The 18,740-nt window shown below is 68.9% G+C and carries 14 protein-coding genes; 6 read left to right on the top strand and 8 right to left on the bottom strand.

The genetic code is table 11. The features are described from left to right. The first annotated feature begins 67 nt into the window (after positions 1-67). A complete protein-coding gene (locus DWF00_RS24340) occupies positions 68-1,171 on the top strand; it encodes an NAD(P)/FAD-dependent oxidoreductase (protein WP_114830348.1) in 1,104 nt (367 codons plus the stop codon). A gap of 124 nt (positions 1,172-1,295) precedes the next feature. Here the strand turns inward: DWF00_RS24340 and eda are convergent, their stop codons facing one another. From eda to DWF00_RS24300, 8 genes are all read right to left on the bottom strand, one after another. Continuing rightward, a complete protein-coding gene (gene eda / locus DWF00_RS24335) occupies positions 1,296-1,940 on the bottom strand; it encodes a bifunctional 4-hydroxy-2-oxoglutarate aldolase/2-dehydro-3-deoxy-phosphogluconate aldolase (RefSeq protein WP_114830349.1) in 645 nt (214 codons plus the stop codon). Positions 1,941-1,964: 24 nt separating this feature from the next. After that, on the bottom strand, positions 1,965-2,651 hold the full coding sequence (locus tag DWF00_RS24330; protein ID WP_114830350.1) for a 6-phosphogluconolactonase: 687 nt from the start codon (positions 2,649-2,651) through the stop codon (positions 1,965-1,967). Then, a complete protein-coding gene (gene zwf / locus DWF00_RS24325; protein ID WP_114830351.1) occupies positions 2,648-4,156 on the bottom strand; it encodes a glucose-6-phosphate dehydrogenase in 1,509 nt (502 codons plus the stop codon). Before zwf ends, DWF00_RS24330 begins: the two co-directional genes overlap by 4 nt. Before the next feature lie 117 nt (positions 4,157-4,273). Continuing rightward, a complete protein-coding gene (locus DWF00_RS24320) occupies positions 4,274-5,032 on the bottom strand; it encodes an ABC transporter ATP-binding protein (RefSeq protein ID WP_114830432.1) in 759 nt (252 codons plus the stop codon). A 202-nt stretch (positions 5,033-5,234) separates the two neighbouring features. Beyond that, complete coding sequence (locus tag DWF00_RS24315; protein ID WP_245974271.1) at positions 5,235-6,095, bottom strand: ABC transporter ATP-binding protein; 861 nt, start codon at positions 6,093-6,095, stop codon at positions 5,235-5,237. A gap of 1 nt (position 6,096) precedes the next feature. Next, positions 6,097-6,987: a nickel transporter permease gene (nikC, locus tag DWF00_RS24310; RefSeq protein ID WP_114830352.1), complete on the bottom strand. Its 891-nt coding sequence runs from the start codon at positions 6,985-6,987 to the stop codon at positions 6,097-6,099. A 5-nt stretch (positions 6,988-6,992) separates the two neighbouring features. Next, positions 6,993-8,039: an ABC transporter permease gene (locus tag DWF00_RS24305; protein WP_114830353.1), complete on the bottom strand. Its 1,047-nt coding sequence runs from the start codon at positions 8,037-8,039 to the stop codon at positions 6,993-6,995. A 108-nt stretch (positions 8,040-8,147) separates the two neighbouring features. Then, on the bottom strand, positions 8,148-9,737 hold the full coding sequence (locus tag DWF00_RS24300) for an ABC transporter substrate-binding protein (protein WP_114830354.1): 1,590 nt from the start codon (positions 9,735-9,737) through the stop codon (positions 8,148-8,150). A 253-nt stretch (positions 9,738-9,990) separates the two neighbouring features. On the opposite strand from DWF00_RS24300, the gene DWF00_RS24295 reads away from it, so the two are divergent. From DWF00_RS24295 to pobA, 5 genes are read left to right on the top strand one after another with little or no spacing between them, the layout of a single operon-like run. After that, positions 9,991-13,362: a transglutaminase family protein gene (locus DWF00_RS24295; RefSeq protein WP_114830355.1), complete on the top strand. Its 3,372-nt coding sequence runs from the start codon at positions 9,991-9,993 to the stop codon at positions 13,360-13,362. A gap of 9 nt (positions 13,363-13,371) precedes the next feature. After that, positions 13,372-15,894, top strand: coding sequence for a circularly permuted type 2 ATP-grasp protein (locus DWF00_RS24290; protein ID WP_114830356.1), 2,523 nt, complete (start codon positions 13,372-13,374; stop codon positions 15,892-15,894). After that, positions 15,891-16,769: a transglutaminase family protein gene (locus DWF00_RS24285; protein WP_114830357.1), complete on the top strand. Its 879-nt coding sequence runs from the start codon at positions 15,891-15,893 to the stop codon at positions 16,767-16,769. The genes DWF00_RS24290 and DWF00_RS24285 overlap by 4 nt, the downstream gene beginning before the upstream one ends. Next, on the top strand, positions 16,766-17,479 hold the full coding sequence (locus DWF00_RS24280; RefSeq protein WP_114830358.1) for an HAD family hydrolase: 714 nt from the start codon (positions 16,766-16,768) through the stop codon (positions 17,477-17,479). Before DWF00_RS24285 ends, DWF00_RS24280 begins: the two co-directional genes overlap by 4 nt. Positions 17,480-17,529: 50 nt before the next feature. Further along, on the top strand, positions 17,530-18,699 hold the full coding sequence (pobA, locus tag DWF00_RS24275; RefSeq protein ID WP_114830359.1) for a 4-hydroxybenzoate 3-monooxygenase: 1,170 nt from the start codon (positions 17,530-17,532) through the stop codon (positions 18,697-18,699). Positions 18,700-18,740: the final 41 nt, after the last annotated feature.

The following is an 18,740-nucleotide window of genomic DNA, read 5'->3' as shown; positions in this document are numbered from 1 at the left end:
TGTCCATCCTTCCCTCATCCGTCGCCTGCGGCGACACCTTCTCCCCCGAGGGGAGAAGGACGAGAGCATGAGCGATATCGATTGCCTTGTGATCGGGGCCGGCGTCGTCGGCCTCGCGGTGGCGCGGGCTCTGGCGCTTGCCGGCCGCGAGGTCGTGATCGCCGAGGCGGCGGAGGGCATCGGCACGCAGACCTCGGCGCGCAACAGCGAGGTCATCCATGCCGGAATCTATTATCCGCCGGGCTCGCTGAAGGCGCGGGTCTGCGTCGAAGGGCGCCAGCGGCTCTATCGCTACCTCAACGAGCGCGGCCTGCCGCACAAGGCCTGCGGCAAGCTGATCGTCGCGACCTCAGCGAGCCAGCGGCCGGTGCTGGAAGGCATCGCGGCGCGGGCCGCGGCCTCGGGCGTCGATTCGCTGCGCTTCGTCGAGACCGCCGAGGCGCGGGCGCTGGAGCCGGAAGTCGCCTGCGAGCTCGCCTTGCTCTCGCCCGAGACCGGCGTGGTCGACAGCCACGCCCTGATGCTCTCGCTGCTCGGCGAATGCGAGGCGGCGGGCGGCTCGCTCGCGCTCAACACGCCGATTGCCGGCTGGCGGCGCGAGGCCGAGGGGTTCAGCGTCGATTTCGGCGGCGAGGACCCGGCAACCTATACGGTCAACAGCATCGTCAACTCGGCCGGCCATGGCGCGCCGCGCCTGCTGGGCCAACTCGAAGGTTTTCCGGCGGAGCACGTGCCGAAGCAGTCCTTCGCCAAGGGCAACTACTTCTCGCTGCTCGGCAAGCAGCCCTTCAGCCACCTGATCTACCCGGTGCCGGAGGCGGCGGGCCTGGGCATCCACGCGACGATCGACATGGCCGGGCGGGTCAAGTTCGGGCCGGATGTCGAATGGGTCGAGGACGATCAGGACCTGGTGGTCGATCCCGCCCGGGCCGAGCGCTTCTACGCGGCGATCAGGACCTATTGGCCGGGATTGAAGGACGGCGCGCTGGTCGCTGATTACGCAGGCATCCGCCCGAAGCTGCATGGACCGACCGAGCCGATGCCGGATTTCCGCATCGACGGGCCGGAGGCGCATGGCGTGGCCGGGCTGGTCAACCTGCTGGGGATCGAGAGCCCGGGGCTGACCTCGTCGCTGGCAATCGCGGAGCTGGCTGTGGAGCGGCTGGGCTGACCGTCATGCTCGGGCTTGTCCCGAGCACCCACGTCTTGACCACCGCCTGCGACAAGCGAAGACGTGGATGGTCGCCACAAGGGCGACCATGACGGGAAGGGGTTTGCTCGGTCCGGCCGTTGGGTCAGCCCCGAAGCGCCGCAACCGTCTCGCGCGCTTCCTTCGCCAGCTGCGTCACCTTCGCCCAGTTGCGCTCTGCGACCGCATCACCCGGCACCAGCCAGGAGCCGCCGACGCAAATGACCTGCTTCAACGCGAGGTAGTCGCCGAGATTGGTCAGGCTGACGCCGCCGGTGGGGCAGAACTTCATTTGCGGGAACGGACCCGACAGCGCCTTCAGCGTCGCCGTGCCGCCGGCCTGCTCGGCCGGGAAGAACTTGCAGGTCAGGCGCCCCGCCGCGACCGCGCGCATGCAGTCCGAGGCCGTGGCGACGCCGGGCAGCCAGGGCAGGTTGGCCGCGCGCATGGCGTTGTCGACCAGCTCGCTGAAGCCGGGGCTGACCACGGCCTGGGCGCCGGCCTGCTTGACGTCGGAGACCTGGCCGGGTGTCACCACCGTGCCGGCGACAGTGAGGATTTCGGGGACCTTGTGGGCGATCGTCTCCAGCGCCGCCATGGCGGCCGGACGGCGCAAGGTGATCTCGATCACGTCGATGCCACCCGCAAGCAGCGCCTGCGCCAGCGGTACGGCGACCTCGACATCGTCGATGACGACGACGGGGACGACGCCGCAAGCATTGAGGCGCGCGATTTCGGGTTCGGCTGACATGTGATTTCTCCTGATGGGCTGCGCTTACGCCTTGGCCCAGTAAACGTCGAGCCCCTGCGCGCGGCGCAGCAGGATGCCGACGGGATAGGCGGCCGGAAGCTCCTGCGCCGCTTTCAAGGTCTCTTCCTTGTCGTCACCCGCGATCAGCAGCGCCGCCCAGCCAGCCGACCTCAATCTGGCAGGCGAGAGCGAGATGCGCGGCGGCAAGCCGGCAGGCCTCGCCGCGACAGCATGGACCGCATCGCCCGCGCCCGCCGCCACCTCGTCGCCGGGGAAGAGCGAGGCGATGTGGCCATCCGCGCCCATGCCGCTGACCAGGACGTCGACCGGCGGCAGGCGCGCGAGCACCTTGTCGAGGCTGGCTGCAGCCGCAGCGAGGTCGTCGCCGGCATTGTGGAAGGAGACGAAGCCGGCGCCGCCCTCGCGAAGGGGGGCGAAGGTCTCGCGGATCATGCGCTCGTTCGAGGCCGGATCGTTCGGCGCGACGAAGCGCTCGTCGGTCGGCAGCACCGTGACCTTGTCCCAGGCGACGGCGTGCTCGCCCAACGCCTTGAGGAAGCGCGCCGGCGTCGTGCCGCCGGGCACCGCGAGCAGCGCCGCGCCGCGGGCGGCGATGGCGGCGGAGAGCCCGACGGCGACCGCCTCGGCCAGGGCCTCCGAGACGTCGGGCAGGTTCTCGAAACGGTACCAGGCGACGGGTCCGGCGCTCATTCCATCAGTTCCGGATCGGCCCAGGAGCGGCCCTCGCGCTCGATCAGGCCGATCGCCTGCGACGGCCCCCAGGAGCCGGCGGCATAGCGATGCGGCTGCGGGTAGTATTCCTGCCAGCCGGCGAGGATCGGGTCGATCCAGCTCCAGGCCTGCTCGACCTCGTCGCGGCGCATGAACAGGGTCTGGTCGCCGCGGATGACGTCGGTGAGCAGGCGCTCATAGGCGTCGGGCGAGCGCACGCCGAAGGCGGTGTCGTAGCGCAGGTCGAGCTGGCGCGGCACGATCTTGAGCTTCCCCGAGCCCGGCACCTTCATCATGAGCTGGAGCTGCACGCCGTCATCGGGCTGGAGACGGATGACGAGGCGGTTGGCATTGAGCTGGTCGCAGCCGGGGGCTGCTCCGAAGATCGAATGCGGCACCGGCTTGAAGGTGACCGCGATCTCGGAATAGCGCTGCGCCAGGCGCTTGCCGGTGCGCAGGAAGATCGGCACGCCGGCCCAGCGCCAGGTGTCGATCTCGCAGCGGATCGCGACGAAGGTCTCGGTGTTGCTGAGCTGGCCGAGTTCATCGACGTAGCCCTTGGCCCGCGCGCCTTCGGCCACGCCCGGCCCATACTGGCCGCGCACGGTGTAGCGCTGGACGTCGGGCCCGACGATCGGCCGCAGCGCCTTGAGCACCCTCACCTTCTCGTCGCGGACGGCATCGGCCTCGAGCAGGTTCGGCGGCTCGATGGCGAAGAGGCAGAGGAGCTGGAGGACGTGGTTCTGCACCATGTCGCGGAGATGGCCGGCCTTGTCGTAATAGCCGGCGCGCTGTTCCAGGCCGACGGTCTCGGCGACCGTGATCTGGACGTTGTCGATGTCGCGGCTCGACCATGAGCGCTCGAACAGCGTGTTGGCGAAGCGCAGGACGAGCAGGTTCTGCACCGTCTCCTTGCCGAGATAATGGTCGATCCGGTAGGTGCGGCTTTCCGGCAGGATCTTGGCCACGGCGTCGTTGATGGCGCGGGCCGAGGCGAGATCGCGCCCGAGCGGCTTCTCCAGGATGACGCGCGAGGTCGGCGTCAGGATCTCGGCCTTTGAGAGGTTCTCGCAGATCGGGATGAAGAGGTCGGGCGGCGTCGAGAGGTAGAAGGAGCGGACGCGGTCGGAATCACCAAGGGCCGTCTTCAGCGCCGCATAGGTCTCGGGCTTCAGCGCATCCATCTGCACCATGGTGAGCCGGTGCAGGAAAGCCGCGATCCGGTCGGCCGGAAGGCCGGAATCCTTGAGCTTCTTGGCGACTTCATTGGGCAGGCCCTCGACATCCTCAGCCTTGCGGACGATGCCGAGGATACGGCTCTCCTCGGGGAGCACGCCCTCCTCGTTGCGCTGAGCCAGCGCCGGGAAGAGCTTGCGCAGGGCGAGATCGCCGCCGGCGCCGAAGATCACCAGATCGAAGGGCGGAACGGGCGTGCGCTCGGGCACGGTCTCCAGCTTCAAAACGCGGTCGGCGATGGCGTCCATGGCTTGGTACTCCGTGACGGCAAATTCGGCTCACGCTAGCCGGCTGCTGCGACGAGACTTAGACGGTTTCGCAAAGGCACCCAAGCGACGATAGCGCGCAGCCGTCCTGTCGTCCGATCAGCCAGCCATGCGCCGGAAGCCCTCGCTCGCCGTCAGCAATTGCTGGGCGTAGGCCGTCTGCGGCGCGCGGGCAGCGAGCGTTCCGGCCGTCATCTCCTCGACGCCACGGCCGAACTGCATGACGAGCAGACGCTCGCACATATGCGCGACGACGGCGAGATCGTGGCTGACGAGAATGTAAGTCAGCTTGCGCTCGTGGCGCAGCGCCTGGAGCAGGTTCAGCACCTCGGCCTGAATGGAGACGTCGAGCGCCGAGGTCGGCTCGTCCAGGAGCAGGATGGTCGGCTCCAGCACGAGCGCGCGGGCGATGGCGACGCGCTGGCGCTGGCCGCCGGAGAGCTGGTGAGGATAGCGGAAGCGGAACGAGCCCGGCAGGCCGACATCGCTCATGGCCCGGCCGATCCGGGCCTCGGCGTCGCGGATGCCGTGGATCGCCAGCGGCTCGGCCAGCGCGTCGTCGACCGTCTTCTTCGGATGCAGCGAGCCGTACGGGTCCTGGAAGACCATCTGCACCGCGCGGTAGAAGGCCTTGTTGCGGATTTTCGGCTGGCTCTTGCCGAGGATGTTGGCCTCGCCGCTCCAGTCGCGGTTCAGCCCGGCGAGCACGCGCAGAACCGTGGACTTGCCCGAGCCGGATTCGCCGACGATGCCGTAGCTCTCACCCGGCGCGACCGCGAAGGAGAGGTCCTTCACGACGTGGGAATCGCCGAAGGAAACGTTCAGCTTCTCGACGGAGATGGCGGGTTGCGTGCTCATGCCGACACCCCGCTGCGCGAAGAAGCCCAACGGCGTCCCCTTCCCCCCGCTTGCGGTGGGGAAGGGTTAGGGATGGGGGGGCGTGCAGGAAGAGACGCGACCGTGCGGCCAAGACACTCTCCCCCCCACCCCGGCCCTCCCCACCGCAAGCGGGGGGAGGGGGAAGAGGTCGAGCCGACAACGATCATCTTGCTCGGCGTGCTCATGCCAGCCATGCCGGGTCGCGGTTCAGGGTGGCGAGCGTCGCCTTGGGGTGGTCGAGATCGGGCAGGCAGCCGAGCAGGCCGCGGGTATAGGGGTGCTGCGCCTGTTCCAGCTCGCCGGCGGCCAACGTCTCCATCGCCTTGCCGCCATACATGACGATGACGCGGTCGCAGAAGGACTTCACCAGGTGCAGGTCGTGGCTGATGAAGATCAGGCCCATGCCGCGGCTGGTGACGAGATCGTCCAAAATCTTCAGCACCTGCAGCTGCACGGTGACGTCGAGCGCTGAGGTCGGCTCGTCGGCGATCAGGATGTCGGGCTCGGCGATCAGCATCATCGCGATCATCACGCGCTGGCCCATGCCGCCGGAGACCTCGTGCGGGTAGAGCTCGTAGACGCGGGCGGGCTCGCGGATCTGCACGGCCTCCAGCATGGTGAGGCTGCGCTCCCTGGCCTCGCGCGAACTCGCCTTGTGGTGGACGCGGTAGGCCTCGGCGATCTGCTCGCCGACGGTGTGGACCGGGTTGAGCGAGTATTTCGGGTCCTGCATCACCATGGAGATATGCCGGCCGCGCAGCTTGCGGCGCGAGCGCTTGTCCATCGTGAGCAGGTCCTGGCCGCGATAGACCATGCGGTCGGCCAGCACTTCGCCGGGATAGGGGATGAGGTCGAGGATGGCGCGGCCGGTCATCGACTTGCCCGAGCCGGATTCGCCGACGATGCCGAGCCGCTCGCGGCCGAGCGAGAAGGAGAGCCCGCGCACGGCGCGCACGATGCCGGTCGGGGTGTGGAAATTGACGCGCAGGTTGTCGAGTTCGAGGAGCGGCTGTTCGAGGGGCGTGTCGGGAGCGCGCATCATCTCACCTCGCATCCATGACGTCGCGCAGCCCGTCGCCGAGCAGGTTGAAGCCGAGCGCGACGATGCAGATGGCGAGGCCCGGGAAGGTCGCGACCCACCATTGGTCGAAGATCTGCTCGCGCCCCGCCGAGATCATCGCGCCCCATTCCGGGATCGGCGGCTGCGCGCCCAGCCCGAGGAAGCCGAGGCCGGCGGCGGTGAGGATGATGCCGGCCATGTCGAGCGTGGTGCGCACGATCAGCGAGGGCAGGCACATCGGCACGACATGCCTGAGCACGATGCGCCATTGCGAGCCGCCCTGCAGGCGCACGGCCGAGATGTAGTCCTGATTGCGGATGATCAGCGTCTCCGCCCGGGCGACGCGGGCATAGGGCGGCCAGGCGGTGAAGGCGATGGCGATGACCGCGTTCTCCAGCCCCGGCCCGAGCGCCGCGACGAAGGCCAGCGCCAGCACAAGGCGGGGAAAGGCGAGGAAGACGTCGGTGATGCGCATCAGCAGCCGGTCGACCCAGCCACCGAGATAGCCCGAGGCCGCGCCGATCAAGAGGCCGAGCGGCCCGACCGTGATGACGACGAGCATGACGATGACCAGGGTGACGCGGGCGCCGTAGACGATGCGGCTATAGATGTCGCGGCCAAGCGAATCCGTGCCGAACCAATGGGCGGCGGAGGGCGGCAGCAGGCGGCCGTCGAGATTTTGCAGCAGCGGGTCCTGGGTCGCGATCAGCGGCGCGAAGGCGGCGATCAGCAGCAGCGCGACGACGATGCAAAGCCCGATGACCGCAAGCGCGTTGCGCCGGAAGGCGAGCCATTGCCGGTAGAGCTGGCCGAGCTTGGCCTGCCGGCGCGAGGCGGGGGAATCGGTGACGAGGTATTCGGTCCAGGTGCTCATCGGGCTCACCGCGTCCTGGGATCGACCAGACGGCCGAGAATGTCGGAGAACAGGTTCACGCCGATGAAGACCGCGCCGATCACCAGGGTGCCGCCGAGCACGGCGTTCATGTCGGCGTTGAGCAGGGCGTTGGTGATGTAGCGGCCCAGGCCCGGCCAGGCGAAGATCGTCTCGGTCAGCACCGAGCCTTCGAGCAGGTGCGCGTAGGAGAGCGCGATCACGGTGACCAGCGGCACGAAGGCGTTGCGCAGCGCATGACGCCAGATCACGCGGGCCTCCGACATGCCCTTCACGCGGGCGGCGATGACGTATTGCTGCTGCAGCTCGGTGATCATGAAGCTGCGGGTCATGCGGCTGACATAGGCGAGGCTGTAGAGGCCGAGCACGGCCGAGGGCAGGATGAGGTGCGAGAAGCCGTCCCAGAACGCCTCCCACTCGCCCTGCATGGCAGCGTCGATCAGCAGCACGCCGGTGACCGGCGTGACGAAATCCTGCCAGGCGACGCCGATGCGACCGGGTCCGCCGACCCAGCCGAGCTTGGCGTAGAACAGCAGGAGCCCCATCAGGCCGAGCCAGAAGACCGGGATGGAGTAGCCGAACAGGCCGATGACGCGGGCGACCTGATCGGGCCAGCGGCCCTGGTAGACCGCGGCGAGCACGCCGAGCGGAATGCCGAGCGAAACGCCGATCATGGTGCCGAGCGTCGCCAGCTCCAGCGTCGCCGGGAAGACGCGCTTGATGTCCTCGGTCACGGCCTGCGCCGTCAGCACCGAGGTGCCGAGATTGCCGGTGAAGACCTTGCCGATATAGATGACGAATTGCTGCCAGAGCGGCTTGTCGAGCCCAAGGTCGAGCCGCGCCTTCTCGTAGACGTCGGGCCTGGCATTGTCGCCGACGACCGCGAGCACCGGGTCGATCGGGATGACGCGGGCGATCAGGAAGGTCACCAGCAACAGGCCGAACATGGTGATCGCGACCGTGGTGAGCTCTCGCCCGGCGATCCTGCCCCAGCGGGTCGACCAACCCGCCCATGTCTCACGCGATGACGCCATTCAACCGACCGAATTCACGCTGCCGCCCGGGACCGGGCGCTTTTCGGAAATAGCAAGAAGCCCGCCGCGACCTGGTGAGGTCGCGGCGGGGATATCGGAGCCGTGGGCTCAGTTCTTGACGATGGGGGCGTAGAAGTTGGTGTCGGAGCTCGGGCCGATGGCCCAGCCGCTGATGCCCTTGCGGTCGGCCGAGACCTCGACCTGCTGGAACATGATGACGAAGGGCGAGACCTTCTGGTGCTCGCGCTGCAGGCCCTCGTACTCGGCTTTGCGCTTCTCGGCGCTGCTCTCCAGCACCGCGGCCTGGGTGACCTTGGTCATGGCCGGGATGTCCCAGGCGTTGCGCCAGGCCAGGGTCTTCGACTTCGCCTCCTCGCCGTTATCCTCGTTGATGGCGAAGGTCTCGGCATTGGTGTGCGGATCGAGATAGTCCGGGCCCCACTGGCCGATATAGATGTCGTGGGTGCGGGCGCGGTACTTGGTCAGGGTCTGCTTGCCGTCGCCCGGGATGAGCTCGAGCTTGATGCCGGCCTGGGCCCAGGTCGACTGCACCGCCTGCGCGATGTCGGTGATCGGGTTGACCGAGCGGGTGTCCATAGTGACGGTGAAGCCGTTCGGCAGGCCGGCCTTGGCGAGCAGCTCCTTCGCCTTGGCGGGGTCGAACTTGTAGGGCTTGTCGGTGATGGCGCCGAGGAAGCCCTTGGGCAGGAACGACTCGTGGCCCTTATAGGTGCCCTCGACGATGTTGCGCTCGATCGAGTCGTAATCGACCAGGTACTTCAGCGCCTCGCGCACCTCGGGCTTGGCGAGGTTCGGGTTCTTCTGGTTCAGGCCGAGATAGAGGATGTAGCCCTTGTCGCCCTGGACGATCTCGACATTGGCGTTGCTCTTCACCGCGGCGAGCTGGTCCTTCGAGAGGTTGCGGGCGATGTCGACATCGCCCTTCTCCAGCAGCAGGCGCTGCGAGGCCGGCTCGGCGACGTGGCGGACGATGACGCGCTTGTTCTTCGGCGCGCCCTTGTACCAGGCCTCGTTGGCGTCGAGCGCATATTGCTCGTTCGGGCGGTAGGCGCGGACCTTGTAGGCGCCAGAGCCGGCCGAGTTCAGCTTGAGCCAGGCATTGCCGAAATCGCCGTCCTTCTCATTGGCCTTGACCAGCTTCGAGTCGACGATCGAGGCGACGCCGGAGGTCAGGCAGTTGAGGAAGAAGGTCGGCGCGAAGGGCTTGGAGACGGTGACGACCAGCGTGGCGTCGTCGGTCGCCTTCACCTTCTCAAGGACGTTGTCCTTGCTGAAGCCGAACTGGGCCAGGATGAAGCCGGGCGACTTGTTGAGCGTGACCGCCCGCTGGAAGGAGTAGACCACGTCGGCGGCGGTCAGCGCGTTGCCGGAGTGGAACTTGACGCCGGGGCGCAGCTTGAAGGTGTAGGTCAGGTTGTCGGGGCTGACGGTCCAGCTCTGGGCGAGCTCGCCGACCAGCGCGTTGTTGTTCTTCAGGTCGACGCCCATCAGCTTGTCGTAGACGTTGGCGCCGACTTCGACGCCCGAGAACTCGAAGGCCTCGGCCGGATCGAGCGAGATGATGTCGTCGATCTGCTTGGCCATGACGATCGCGTCCTTCGGCGTCTGGGCCAGGACGGGCGCCGTCATCAACGCGGCAAAGGCGGAAGCCGCTACCAGTTTCGCTACATGACGCATGGAAAATCCCCGTGGTTTCGTTGCGTGGGCGTCTCGCGCCCATTGGGCTCAATCTGGAACCAGATCGCCGATGATGTCCAGCGTATCGCCAACCCCGGCGCGCTTTGGAAGGGCCATATCGCTCAGTTCGTGTGCACGGATGCCCAATCCCCGTGCAATCTTGCGCCGAGCCCGGCTTTGCTGCCCTACTCTGCATCGCTATCGTATTGAGGCCGGGCCTCCGGTTATCGCGAACAAAAGCAGGTGCCCGCCCTTGGCCATCATCGCCGCGCTGAACCACCTCACCCATTACCGCTATGACCGCCCGGTCACGCTGGGCCCGCAGATCATCAGGCTGAGGCCGGCGCCCCATTGCCGGGCGGCGATCAAGAGCTATTCGCTCAAGGTGACGCCGGCCGAGCATTTCGTGAACTGGCAGCAGGACCCGAGCGGCAACTGGCTGGCGCGCTTCGTCTTTCCCGAGCCGGTGACGGAGTTCCGCATCGAGGTCGACCTCGTCACCGAGCTCTCGATCATCAACCCGTTCGACTTCTTCGTCGAGACCGACGCCGAGACCTTCCCCTTCGCCTATCCGGAGGAGCTGCGGGCCGAGCTCGCGCCCTATCTGGTGACGGAGACGCCTGGGCCGCTGCTGGCGAAGTACCTCGCCGAGATGCCGCGCGAGCACAGCAACACGGTCAACTTCATCGTCGACCTCAACGCCAGGCTGCAGCGCGCGATCGCCTACGGCATCCGCATGGAGCCGGGCGTGCAGGATCCCGAGCTGACGCTTCAGCTCACGTCCGGCTCCTGCCGCGACACGAGCTGGCTGCTGGTCCAGATCCTGCGGCATCTCGGCTTCGCGGCGCGCTTCGTCTCGGGCTACCTGATCCAGATGAAGGCCGATATCGACCCGCTCGAAGGGCCGCGCGGCACCGACAAGGACTTCACCGACCTGCACGCCTGGGCCGAGGTCTACATTCCTGGCGCGGGCTGGATCGGCCTCGACCCGACCTCGGGCCTGCTGACCGGCGAAGGCCACCTGCCGCTGGCGGCGACGCCGCATTTCCGCTCGGCCGCGCCGGTCAGCGGCTTGGCGAGCTATGCCGAGACGACCTTCGAGTTCGCGATGAGCGTCGAGCGCGTGCACGAGGTGCCGCGCATCACCCTGCCCTTCTCGGAGGAATCTTGGCTCGATCTCGACAAGCTCGGCGAGAGGGTCGATGCCGACCTGAGGGCGCAGGACGTGCGCCTGACCATGGGCGGCGAGCCGACCTTCGTCTCGGTCGACGACCAGTCCGGCGACGAGTGGAACACGGCCGCCGTCGGCCCGACCAAGCGCCGGCTCGCCGACGAGTTGATCCGCAAGCTGCGCGAGCGTTTCGCGCCGGGCGGCATGCTGCACTACGGCCAGGGCAAGTGGTATCCGGGCGAGAGCCTGCCGCGCTGGGCCTTCGCGCTGTACTGGCGGGAAGATGGCGAGCCGATCTGGCGCAATGCCGAGCTGATCGCCCGCGAGCCCGGCGCCATGACCGGCGGCGACCGCGAGCTGGAGACCGCGGCCTCGATCCGCGACGCCGAGGCGCTGGCGGCGGAATTGTCCGAGACGCTCGGGCTCGGCGCCGAATACGTGCTGCCGGCCTATGAGGATACCGGCCACTGGCTGCTGAAGGAGGCCCAGCTTCCCGAGAACGTCGACCCGCTCGACCCCCGCCTGGCCGACCCGGAGGAGCGGGCGCGGATGGCGCATGTCTTCCAGCTCGGGCTCGGCAATCCGCGCGGCTACGTCATCCCCGTGCAGCGCTGGCAGAGCCAGGCCGGCGACCGGCGCTGGCGCTCGGAGAAGTGGACGCTGCGGCGCGGCAAGCTCTTCCTCGTGCCGGGCGATTCACCGGTCGGGTACCGCCTGCCACTCGGCTCGCTGCCGGTCGTGCCCGAGGCCGAGTACCCGCATATCCACGAGCAGGACCCGATGGAGTCGCGCGGCCCGCTGCCCGCGCCGGGCCCGGCCGCCATCGACTTCAGCGCCGAGCCGGCGCCGCCGAGCGGTCCGGCGCAGATGTCGCGCCCGGGCGAGCAAGCCGCCGCCAACGGCCAGGACCGCGTCGAGCAGGAGATCGGCCGCGAGCATGTCCGCACCGCGCTCAGCATCGAGGTCCGCGACAACATCCTGTGCATCTTCCTGCCGCCGGTCGAGCGGCTGGAGGATTATCTCGACCTGATCGGCAGCATCGAGGCGGTGGCCGAGCGCGAGGGCCAGGCCGTGCATATCGAGGGTTACCCGCCGCCGCACGACCCGCGGCTGAACGTCATCAAGGTCACGCCCGACCCCGGCGTGATCGAGGTCAACATCCATCCGGCGAAGAGCTGGCAGGACGCGGTCGCGATCACGCGCGGCGTCTACGAGGAAGCGCGTCAGGCGAAGCTCTGCGCCGAGAAGTTCATGGTCGACGGGCGCCACACCGGCACCGGCGGCGGCAACCACGTCGTGCTCGGCGGCGTGACGCCGCCCGACAGCCCGTTCCTGCGCCGGCCCGACCTGCTGAAGAGCATCATCCTGTACTGGCAGCGCCACCCCTCGCTGTCCTACCTGTTCTCCGGGCTGTTCATCGGCCCGACCAGCCAGGCGCCGCGCGTCGACGAGGCCCGGCACGACCAGCTCTACGAGCTCGAGATCGCGCTTGCGATGGTGCCGAAGCCGGGCGAGCCCTCGATCCCGCTCTGGCTGGTCGACCGCCTCTTCCGCAACCTGCTGGTCGACGTCTCCGGCAACACGCACCGCAGCGAGATCTGCATCGACAAGCTCTATTCGCCTGATGGCCCGACCGGCCGGCTCGGGCTGGTCGAGTTCCGCTCCTTCGAGATGCCGCCGGACGCGCGCATGTCGCTGGCGCAGCAACTGCTCGTGCGGGCGCTGATCGCCTGGTTCTGGCGCGAGCCGCAGGAGGGCAAGCTGGTGCGCTGGGGCACCAGCCTGCACGATCGCTTCATGCTGCCCGAGATGGCCTGGCAGGATTTCCGCGAGGTCCTCGCCGACCTCGGGCGGGCCGGCTATGCCTTCGACCCGGTCTGGTTCGAGGCGCAGCAGGAGTTCCGCTTCCCGTTCTACGGCAAGGTCGAGCATGGCGGCGTCGAGCTGGAGCTGCGTCAGGCGCTCGAACCCTGGCACGTGATGGGCGAGCAGGGCGCGATCGGCGGCACCGTGCGCTATGTCGATAGCTCGGTGGAGCGGCTGCAGGTCAAGGCGACCGGCCTCGTGCCCGGCCGCCACGTCATCACCTGCAATGGCCGGCGCCTGCCGATGACGGCGACGAGCGGCGCGGGCGAGGCGATCGCCGGCGTGCGCTTCAAGGCCTGGCAGCCGGCCTCGGGCCTGCACCCGACGATCCCGGTGCATGCGCCGCTGACCTTCGACATCGTCGACACCTGGGTCGGACGCTCGCTCGGTGGCTGCGTCTACCATGTCGCCCATCCCGGCGGGCGCAATTATGAGACACCGCCTGTGAATTCCTACGAAGCCGAGGCGCGCCGTCTCGCCCGTTTCGAATCCATCGGCCATACTCCCGGCCCCATGGCGATTCCGGCCGACGAGCGCAGCCCGGAATTTCCGCTGACATTGGACCTGCGCCGACCACCCGGAGTCTAGACCGCCAACATGGCTGCCCAGGGCCGATCCCCGTCGACGCGCGTGAAAGCGGAGCGGCGCAACGCTCTGCTGGCGGATTATCGTCCGCTCGCCGGCGCGTTCGACGAGTTCATGGCGACGGATGGCAGCATCAGGCCGCATTGGGAGCCGTTCCTGACGGAATGGAGCGCGCTCTCGCATGACGAGCTCGGCCAGCGCTTCGGCCTGGCCGACCGGCACGTGCGCGATACCGGCGTGTCCTACCGGGTCCATGGCGACCTCGACGAGCGCGACCCGCTCGCCGGCGAGCGGGCCTGGCCGCTGAACCATGTCCCGCTCATCCTCACCGGCGCCGAGTGGCAGACCATCGCCGCCGGCGTGGCGCAGCGCGCGCAGTTGCTCGCCTCGGTGCTGGATGACGTCTACGGGCCGGGCGAGAGCATCGCCAAGGGCCTGCTGCCGGCCGCCGTCGTCGCCGGCAGCCCCGACTATTTGCGGCCCCTGCACGGCACGGCCAATGGCGGCAGCCTGCAGCTCTACGCCGCCGATCTCGGCCGCGGCCCCGACGGGCGCTGGTGGGTGCTCGGCGACCGGACGCAGGCGCCCTCGGGCGCCGGCTACGCGCTGGAGAACCGGCTGGCGCTGACCCGCGCCTTCCCCGACCTGTTCCGGACGATGAACATCGAGCGGCTGGCCGCCTTCTTCCAGGGCTTCCGCGCCGGGCTGGTCGCGAGTTCGCGCCGGATCGAGCCGCGCATCTGCCTGCTGACGCCGGGCCCGCTGAACGAAAGCTATTTCGAGCAGGCCTATCTCGCCCGCTATCTCGGCTTCCTGCTGGTGGAGGGCGGCGACCTCTTGATGCGCGACGGGCGCGTGCATGTCCGCACCATCGCCGGCCTGAAGCGCGCCGACGTGATCTGGCGGCGCATCGACGGCGATTTCGCCGATCCGCTCGAACTCAACGCCGCCTCGGCGCTCGGCGTCGCCGGGCTCGTCCATGCGGTCAGGCGCGGCAACGTCCACATCGCCAACGGCCTCGGCTCGGGCGCCGTCGAGGCGCGCGCGCTGATGAGCTTCCTGCCCGTGCTGGCGCGGCAGCTGCTCGGCGAGGAGCTGATCCTGCCGAATGTCGCGACCTGGTGGTGCGGCCAGCCGCGTGAGCGCGACATCGTGCTCGACCGGCTCGACGAAATGACCATCGCGCCCGCCTTCCGCGCCTCCGGCGAGGGGCTGGATTCAGGCACGGTCCTGGCGGGCGAGCTGCCGCCGGACCAGCGCGACGCCTTGCGCGCCCGCATCGAGGCGCGCGGGCAGGATTATGTCGGGCAGGAGGTCGTGCGGCTCTCGACCATGCCGGTCTTCCAGAACGGCCGGTTGCAGCCGCGGCCCGTGACCCTGCGCGTCTTCGCCGCGGCGACGCCCGAGGGCTGGCGCGTCATGCCCGGCGGCTTCTGCCGCATCTCCGACCACCCCGACGCGCGCGCCGTGACGATGAGGAGCGGCGTTCGGTCCAGCGACGTCTGGGTGACCTCCGACGCGCCGGTCGAGCCCGTGACCCTGCTGCCGAGCGCCGACCGCATCACCATCCGCCGCGTCATCGGCGTGCTGCCGAGCCGGGCGGCCGACAACCTGTTCTGGCTGGGGCGCTACCTCGAACGCACCGAGGCGACGCTCAGGGCCGTGCGGGCGCTGCTCGGCCGGCTGATCGACGCCGACGACGCCACGCCCGGCCGGGCCGACACCTTGCGCCGCCTCGCCAACCTGCTGGTCGCCTGGGGCTCGGCCCCCGGCGGCAAGGGGCAGAAGCCGAGCGCCCAGGCGCTCGCCGCCCTGCACGATGCCAACCAGTACGGCTCGGCGCTGGCCTCCGTCCGCGAAGCCAGGCGCACGGCCTCGGTGATCCGCGAGCGCCTCTCGGTCGATGCCTGGCGGCTCTTCGGCGATCTGCAGCGGCAGTTGACGCTGGACACCAGGCAGATGCGCAGCGAGGGCGAGGCCTATGAGATCGCCGACACAGCGCTGAAGACGCTCGCGGCCTTCTCGGGATTGAGCCAGGAGAACATGGTGCGCGGCGCCGGCTGGCGCTTCCTCGATATCGGCCGGCGGATCGAGCGCGGCATCGCGACCTGCCGCTTCGCCCGCCACTTCGCCGAGTCGGACGCGCCGAGCGACAGCCTCGACGTGCTGCTCGACCTGACCGACTCGCAGATCACCTATCGCTCGCGCTACCTGCTCGGGGCGGCGCTGCAGCCGGTTCTCGACCTCGTCATGCTCGACCCCTACAATCCGCGCTCGGTCGCCTTCCAGATCGAACGCCTCGATGCCGAGATCGCGACGCTGCCGGCTCTGAGCGAGGACGGAATGCTGGAAGCGCCGCGCCGGCTGGCTCTGAAGCTCGCCGCCGAATGCCGCACCGCCGAGGCTGGAAGGCTCGACAAGACCAGCATCCTGCTGTTCGAGCAGTTGCTGATGGGCGTATCGAGCGCGGTGGCCGACCGCTACTTCCTGCAGAATGACGAGCCCGAAGGCTCGCGGCTGACGGGCATCGCGTGATCTACAACGTCCGCCACGTCACGACCTATGCCTATAGCCGCGCAGTGCCGTTCGCGCGCTGCATCCTGCGCCTGCTGCCGCGCGACGGCATCGGCCAGATCGTGCACAAGCGCGACCTCGTGATCACGCCACGCCCGGCCGAGCGCATCGACGGCATCTGCTTCTTCGGCAACCACGTCACCACCGTGACCATCGCCAAGTCGCACCGGGAGCTCCGGCTCGACATGCGGGCGCGGGTCGAGGTCAACCGGCCGGCGGCGCCCTTCCCCGGCCTGACCCGGACCTGGGAGGAGGTCGGCGCGCTGGCGCTCTCCTCCAGCAGCCTCGCGCCGGATTCGCCGGCCCATCAGCTCTATCCGAGCCGGCTGGTGCCGCCGGTGGCGGAGGTGGTGGATTACGCGCGCCTGAGCTTCACGCCCCGGCGCCCGGTGCTGGAGGCGGCGAGCGAGCTGATGGCCCGCATCCGCAAGGAGTTCGAATACGATCCGGAGGCGACCGAGGTCTCGACGCCGCTGGCCGAGGCCTTCAAGGAGCGCCACGGCGTCTGCCAGGATTTCGCGCATATCATGATCGCCGGCCTGCGCGGCCTCGGCCTGCCGGCCGCCTATGTGAGCGGCTATATCCGCACCATCCCGCCGCCGGGGCAGCAGCGCCTCGAAGGCTCCGACGCCAGCCATGCCTGGGTCTCGCTCTGGTGCGGGCCGGAGACCGGCTGGATCGGCCTCGACCCGACCAACGACCTGATCGTCGCCGACGACCATATCGTCACCGCGGTCGGCCGCGACTATGCCGACGTCGCGCCGCTCGACGGGGTGGTGATCGGCCCCGGCTCGCAGAAGGTCGGGATCGCGGTCGACGTCATCCCGGTGACATGAGCTGCCCTGGCGCCATACGCGGGCTGCTGTTCGACAAGGACGGCACCCTGCTCGACTATGCCGCGAGCTGGCCGCCGATCAATCGCGAGGCCGGGCTTCTGGCAGCGCGCGGGGATACGGCCCTGGCGACCGAGCTGCTGCGCCTTGGTGGGGTCGATCCGGCAACCGGGCTCGCGCTACCCGACAGCGTGCTCGCCATCGGCAACACGCTCGAACTGGCCGAGGCCTGGCACGCTGGCGGCAGCCCGCTCGCCTTTGCCGAACTGGTTCTCGCGCTCGACGCGCTGTTCCAGGGCGCGGTCGGCCGCATGGTGCCGGTCTGCCATCTCGGCGAGCTGTTCGGGCGGCTGCACGGCAACGGCTTCGTGCTCGGCATCGCCTCCAATGACAGCATCGCGGCCGTCACGGCCACCGCCGCGCATTTCGGCATCGCGGACAAGCTCGCCTTCATGACCGGCTATGATTCCGGCGACGGGGCCAAGCCCGAGGCCGGGATGGCGCTGGCCTTCTGCGCCGCGACCGGGCTCGACCCCGCCGAGATCGCCATGATCGGCGACAGCCGCCACGACATGGAGATGGGCCGCGCCGCCGGCGCTGGCCTGCGCATCGGCGTGCTGACCGGGGCGGGAACGCGCGAGACGCTGGAGCCGATCAGCGACCTATGCCTCGACAGCATCAGCGAGTTGGAGATCGCACTTTCCCAAAGATAGTTGCTGTGGCAACTTGACGGCAAGAACGAGAATTTGCCCGGGGGAAGCGCGTGCGCACGCAGGTCGCCATCATCGGCTCAGGGCCGGCCGGGCTGCTGCTCGGGCAGCTGCTGCACAAGGCCGGCATCGACAGCGTCATCCTGGAACGGCGCAGCCGCGACTACGTGCTCTCACGCATCCGGGCCGGCGTGCTGGAGGATGGCACTGTCAGCCTGCTCGACGCCGTCGGCGCCAGCGCCCGCCTGCATGCCGAAGGCCTGCCTCATGACGGGTTCGAGCTGCTCTTCGGCGGCCGGCGCCACCGGATCGACCTGCAGCGGCTGACCGGGCGGCGCGTCACCATCTACGGCCAGACCGAGCTGACCCGCGATCTGATGGACCTGCGCGCGGCGAGCGGCGCGACGACGATATTCGAGGCCGAGGACGTGGCGCTGCACGATTTCGACGGCGGCAAGCCCCATGTCACTTTCAGCAAAGGCGGCACGGCGCAGCGGCTCGATTGCGACTTCATCGCCGGCTGCGACGGCTATCACGGCGTGTCCCGCGCCAGCGTGCCGGCTGATGCGATGCAGCTCTTCGAGCGCACCTACCCGTTCGGCTGGCTCGGCATCCTGGCCGATGTGCCGCCGGTCTCGCATGAGCTGGTCTATGCTGGAGATGACAGCGGCTTTGCGCTCTGCTCGATGCGCTCGCCAAGCCGCAGCCGCTACTATGTGCAATGCGGGCTCGACGAGGATGTCGCCAACTGGTCGGACGAGCGCTTCTGGGACGAGTTGCGCAGGCGGCTCGACCCGGCGACGGCCGAGGCGCTGGTCACCGGTCCCTCGATCGAGAAGTCGATCGCGCCGCTGCGCTCGTTCGTGGCCGAGCCGATGCGCTTCGGCCGGCTGTTCCTGGCCGGCGACGCCGCCCATATCGTGCCGCCGACCGGGGCGAAGGGGCTGAACCTCGCAGCCAGCGACGTGCACTACCTGTCACAGGCGCTGATCGAGTATTTCAACGAGCGCTCGCAAGCGGGAATCGACGCCTATTCGGCACGGGCGCTGGCGCGGGTCTGGAAAGCCGAACGCTTCTCCTGGTGGCTGACCTCGCTGATGCACCATTTCCCGCAGGACAACCCCTTCATCAGGCGCATCCAGCGGGCCGAGCTCGACTATCTCGTCAGCTCCGACCACGCCATGGCGGCGCTGGCGGAAAACTATGTCGGGCTGCCCTACTAGATCGCCGCGAAGCCCGTCCGGCGCGAGCTCGCACTCGACTT

The sequence above is a fragment of the Allobosea caraganae genome, assembly GCF_003351345.1.
Lineage (GTDB): Bacteria > Pseudomonadota > Alphaproteobacteria > Rhizobiales > Beijerinckiaceae > Allobosea > Allobosea caraganae.
Note: the sequence above shows the minus strand (reverse complement) of the source record. Positions and strands in the feature narration are given on the sequence as shown.

Excerpts from the sequence above, each read along its gene's own strand:
- eda (WP_114830349.1), bottom strand. The coding sequence starts at position 1,940 with ATGTCAGCCGAACCCGAAATCGCGCGCCTCAATGCTTGCGGCGTCGTC.
- DWF00_RS24290 (WP_114830356.1), top strand. The coding sequence starts at position 13,372 with ATGGCTGCCCAGGGCCGATCCCCGTCGACGCGCGTGAAAGCGGAGCGG.
- DWF00_RS24320 (WP_114830432.1), bottom strand. The coding sequence starts at position 5,032 with ATGAGCACGCAACCCGCCATCTCCGTCGAGAAGCTGAACGTTTCCTTC.
- DWF00_RS24300 (WP_114830354.1), bottom strand. The coding sequence starts at position 9,737 with ATGCGTCATGTAGCGAAACTGGTAGCGGCTTCCGCCTTTGCCGCGTTG.
- zwf (WP_114830351.1), bottom strand. The coding sequence starts at position 4,156 with ATGGACGCCATCGCCGACCGCGTTTTGAAGCTGGAGACCGTGCCCGAG.
- DWF00_RS24340 (WP_114830348.1), top strand. The coding sequence starts at position 68 with ATGAGCGATATCGATTGCCTTGTGATCGGGGCCGGCGTCGTCGGCCTC.
- DWF00_RS24305 (WP_114830353.1), bottom strand. The coding sequence starts at position 8,039 with ATGGCGTCATCGCGTGAGACATGGGCGGGTTGGTCGACCCGCTGGGGC.
- DWF00_RS24315 (WP_245974271.1), bottom strand. The coding sequence starts at position 6,095 with ATGATGCGCGCTCCCGACACGCCCCTCGAACAGCCGCTCCTCGAACTC.
- nikC (WP_114830352.1), bottom strand. The coding sequence starts at position 6,987 with ATGAGCACCTGGACCGAATACCTCGTCACCGATTCCCCCGCCTCGCGC.
- DWF00_RS24280 (WP_114830358.1), top strand. The coding sequence starts at position 16,766 with ATGAGCTGCCCTGGCGCCATACGCGGGCTGCTGTTCGACAAGGACGGC.
- DWF00_RS24330 (WP_114830350.1), bottom strand. The coding sequence starts at position 2,651 with ATGAGCGCCGGACCCGTCGCCTGGTACCGTTTCGAGAACCTGCCCGAC.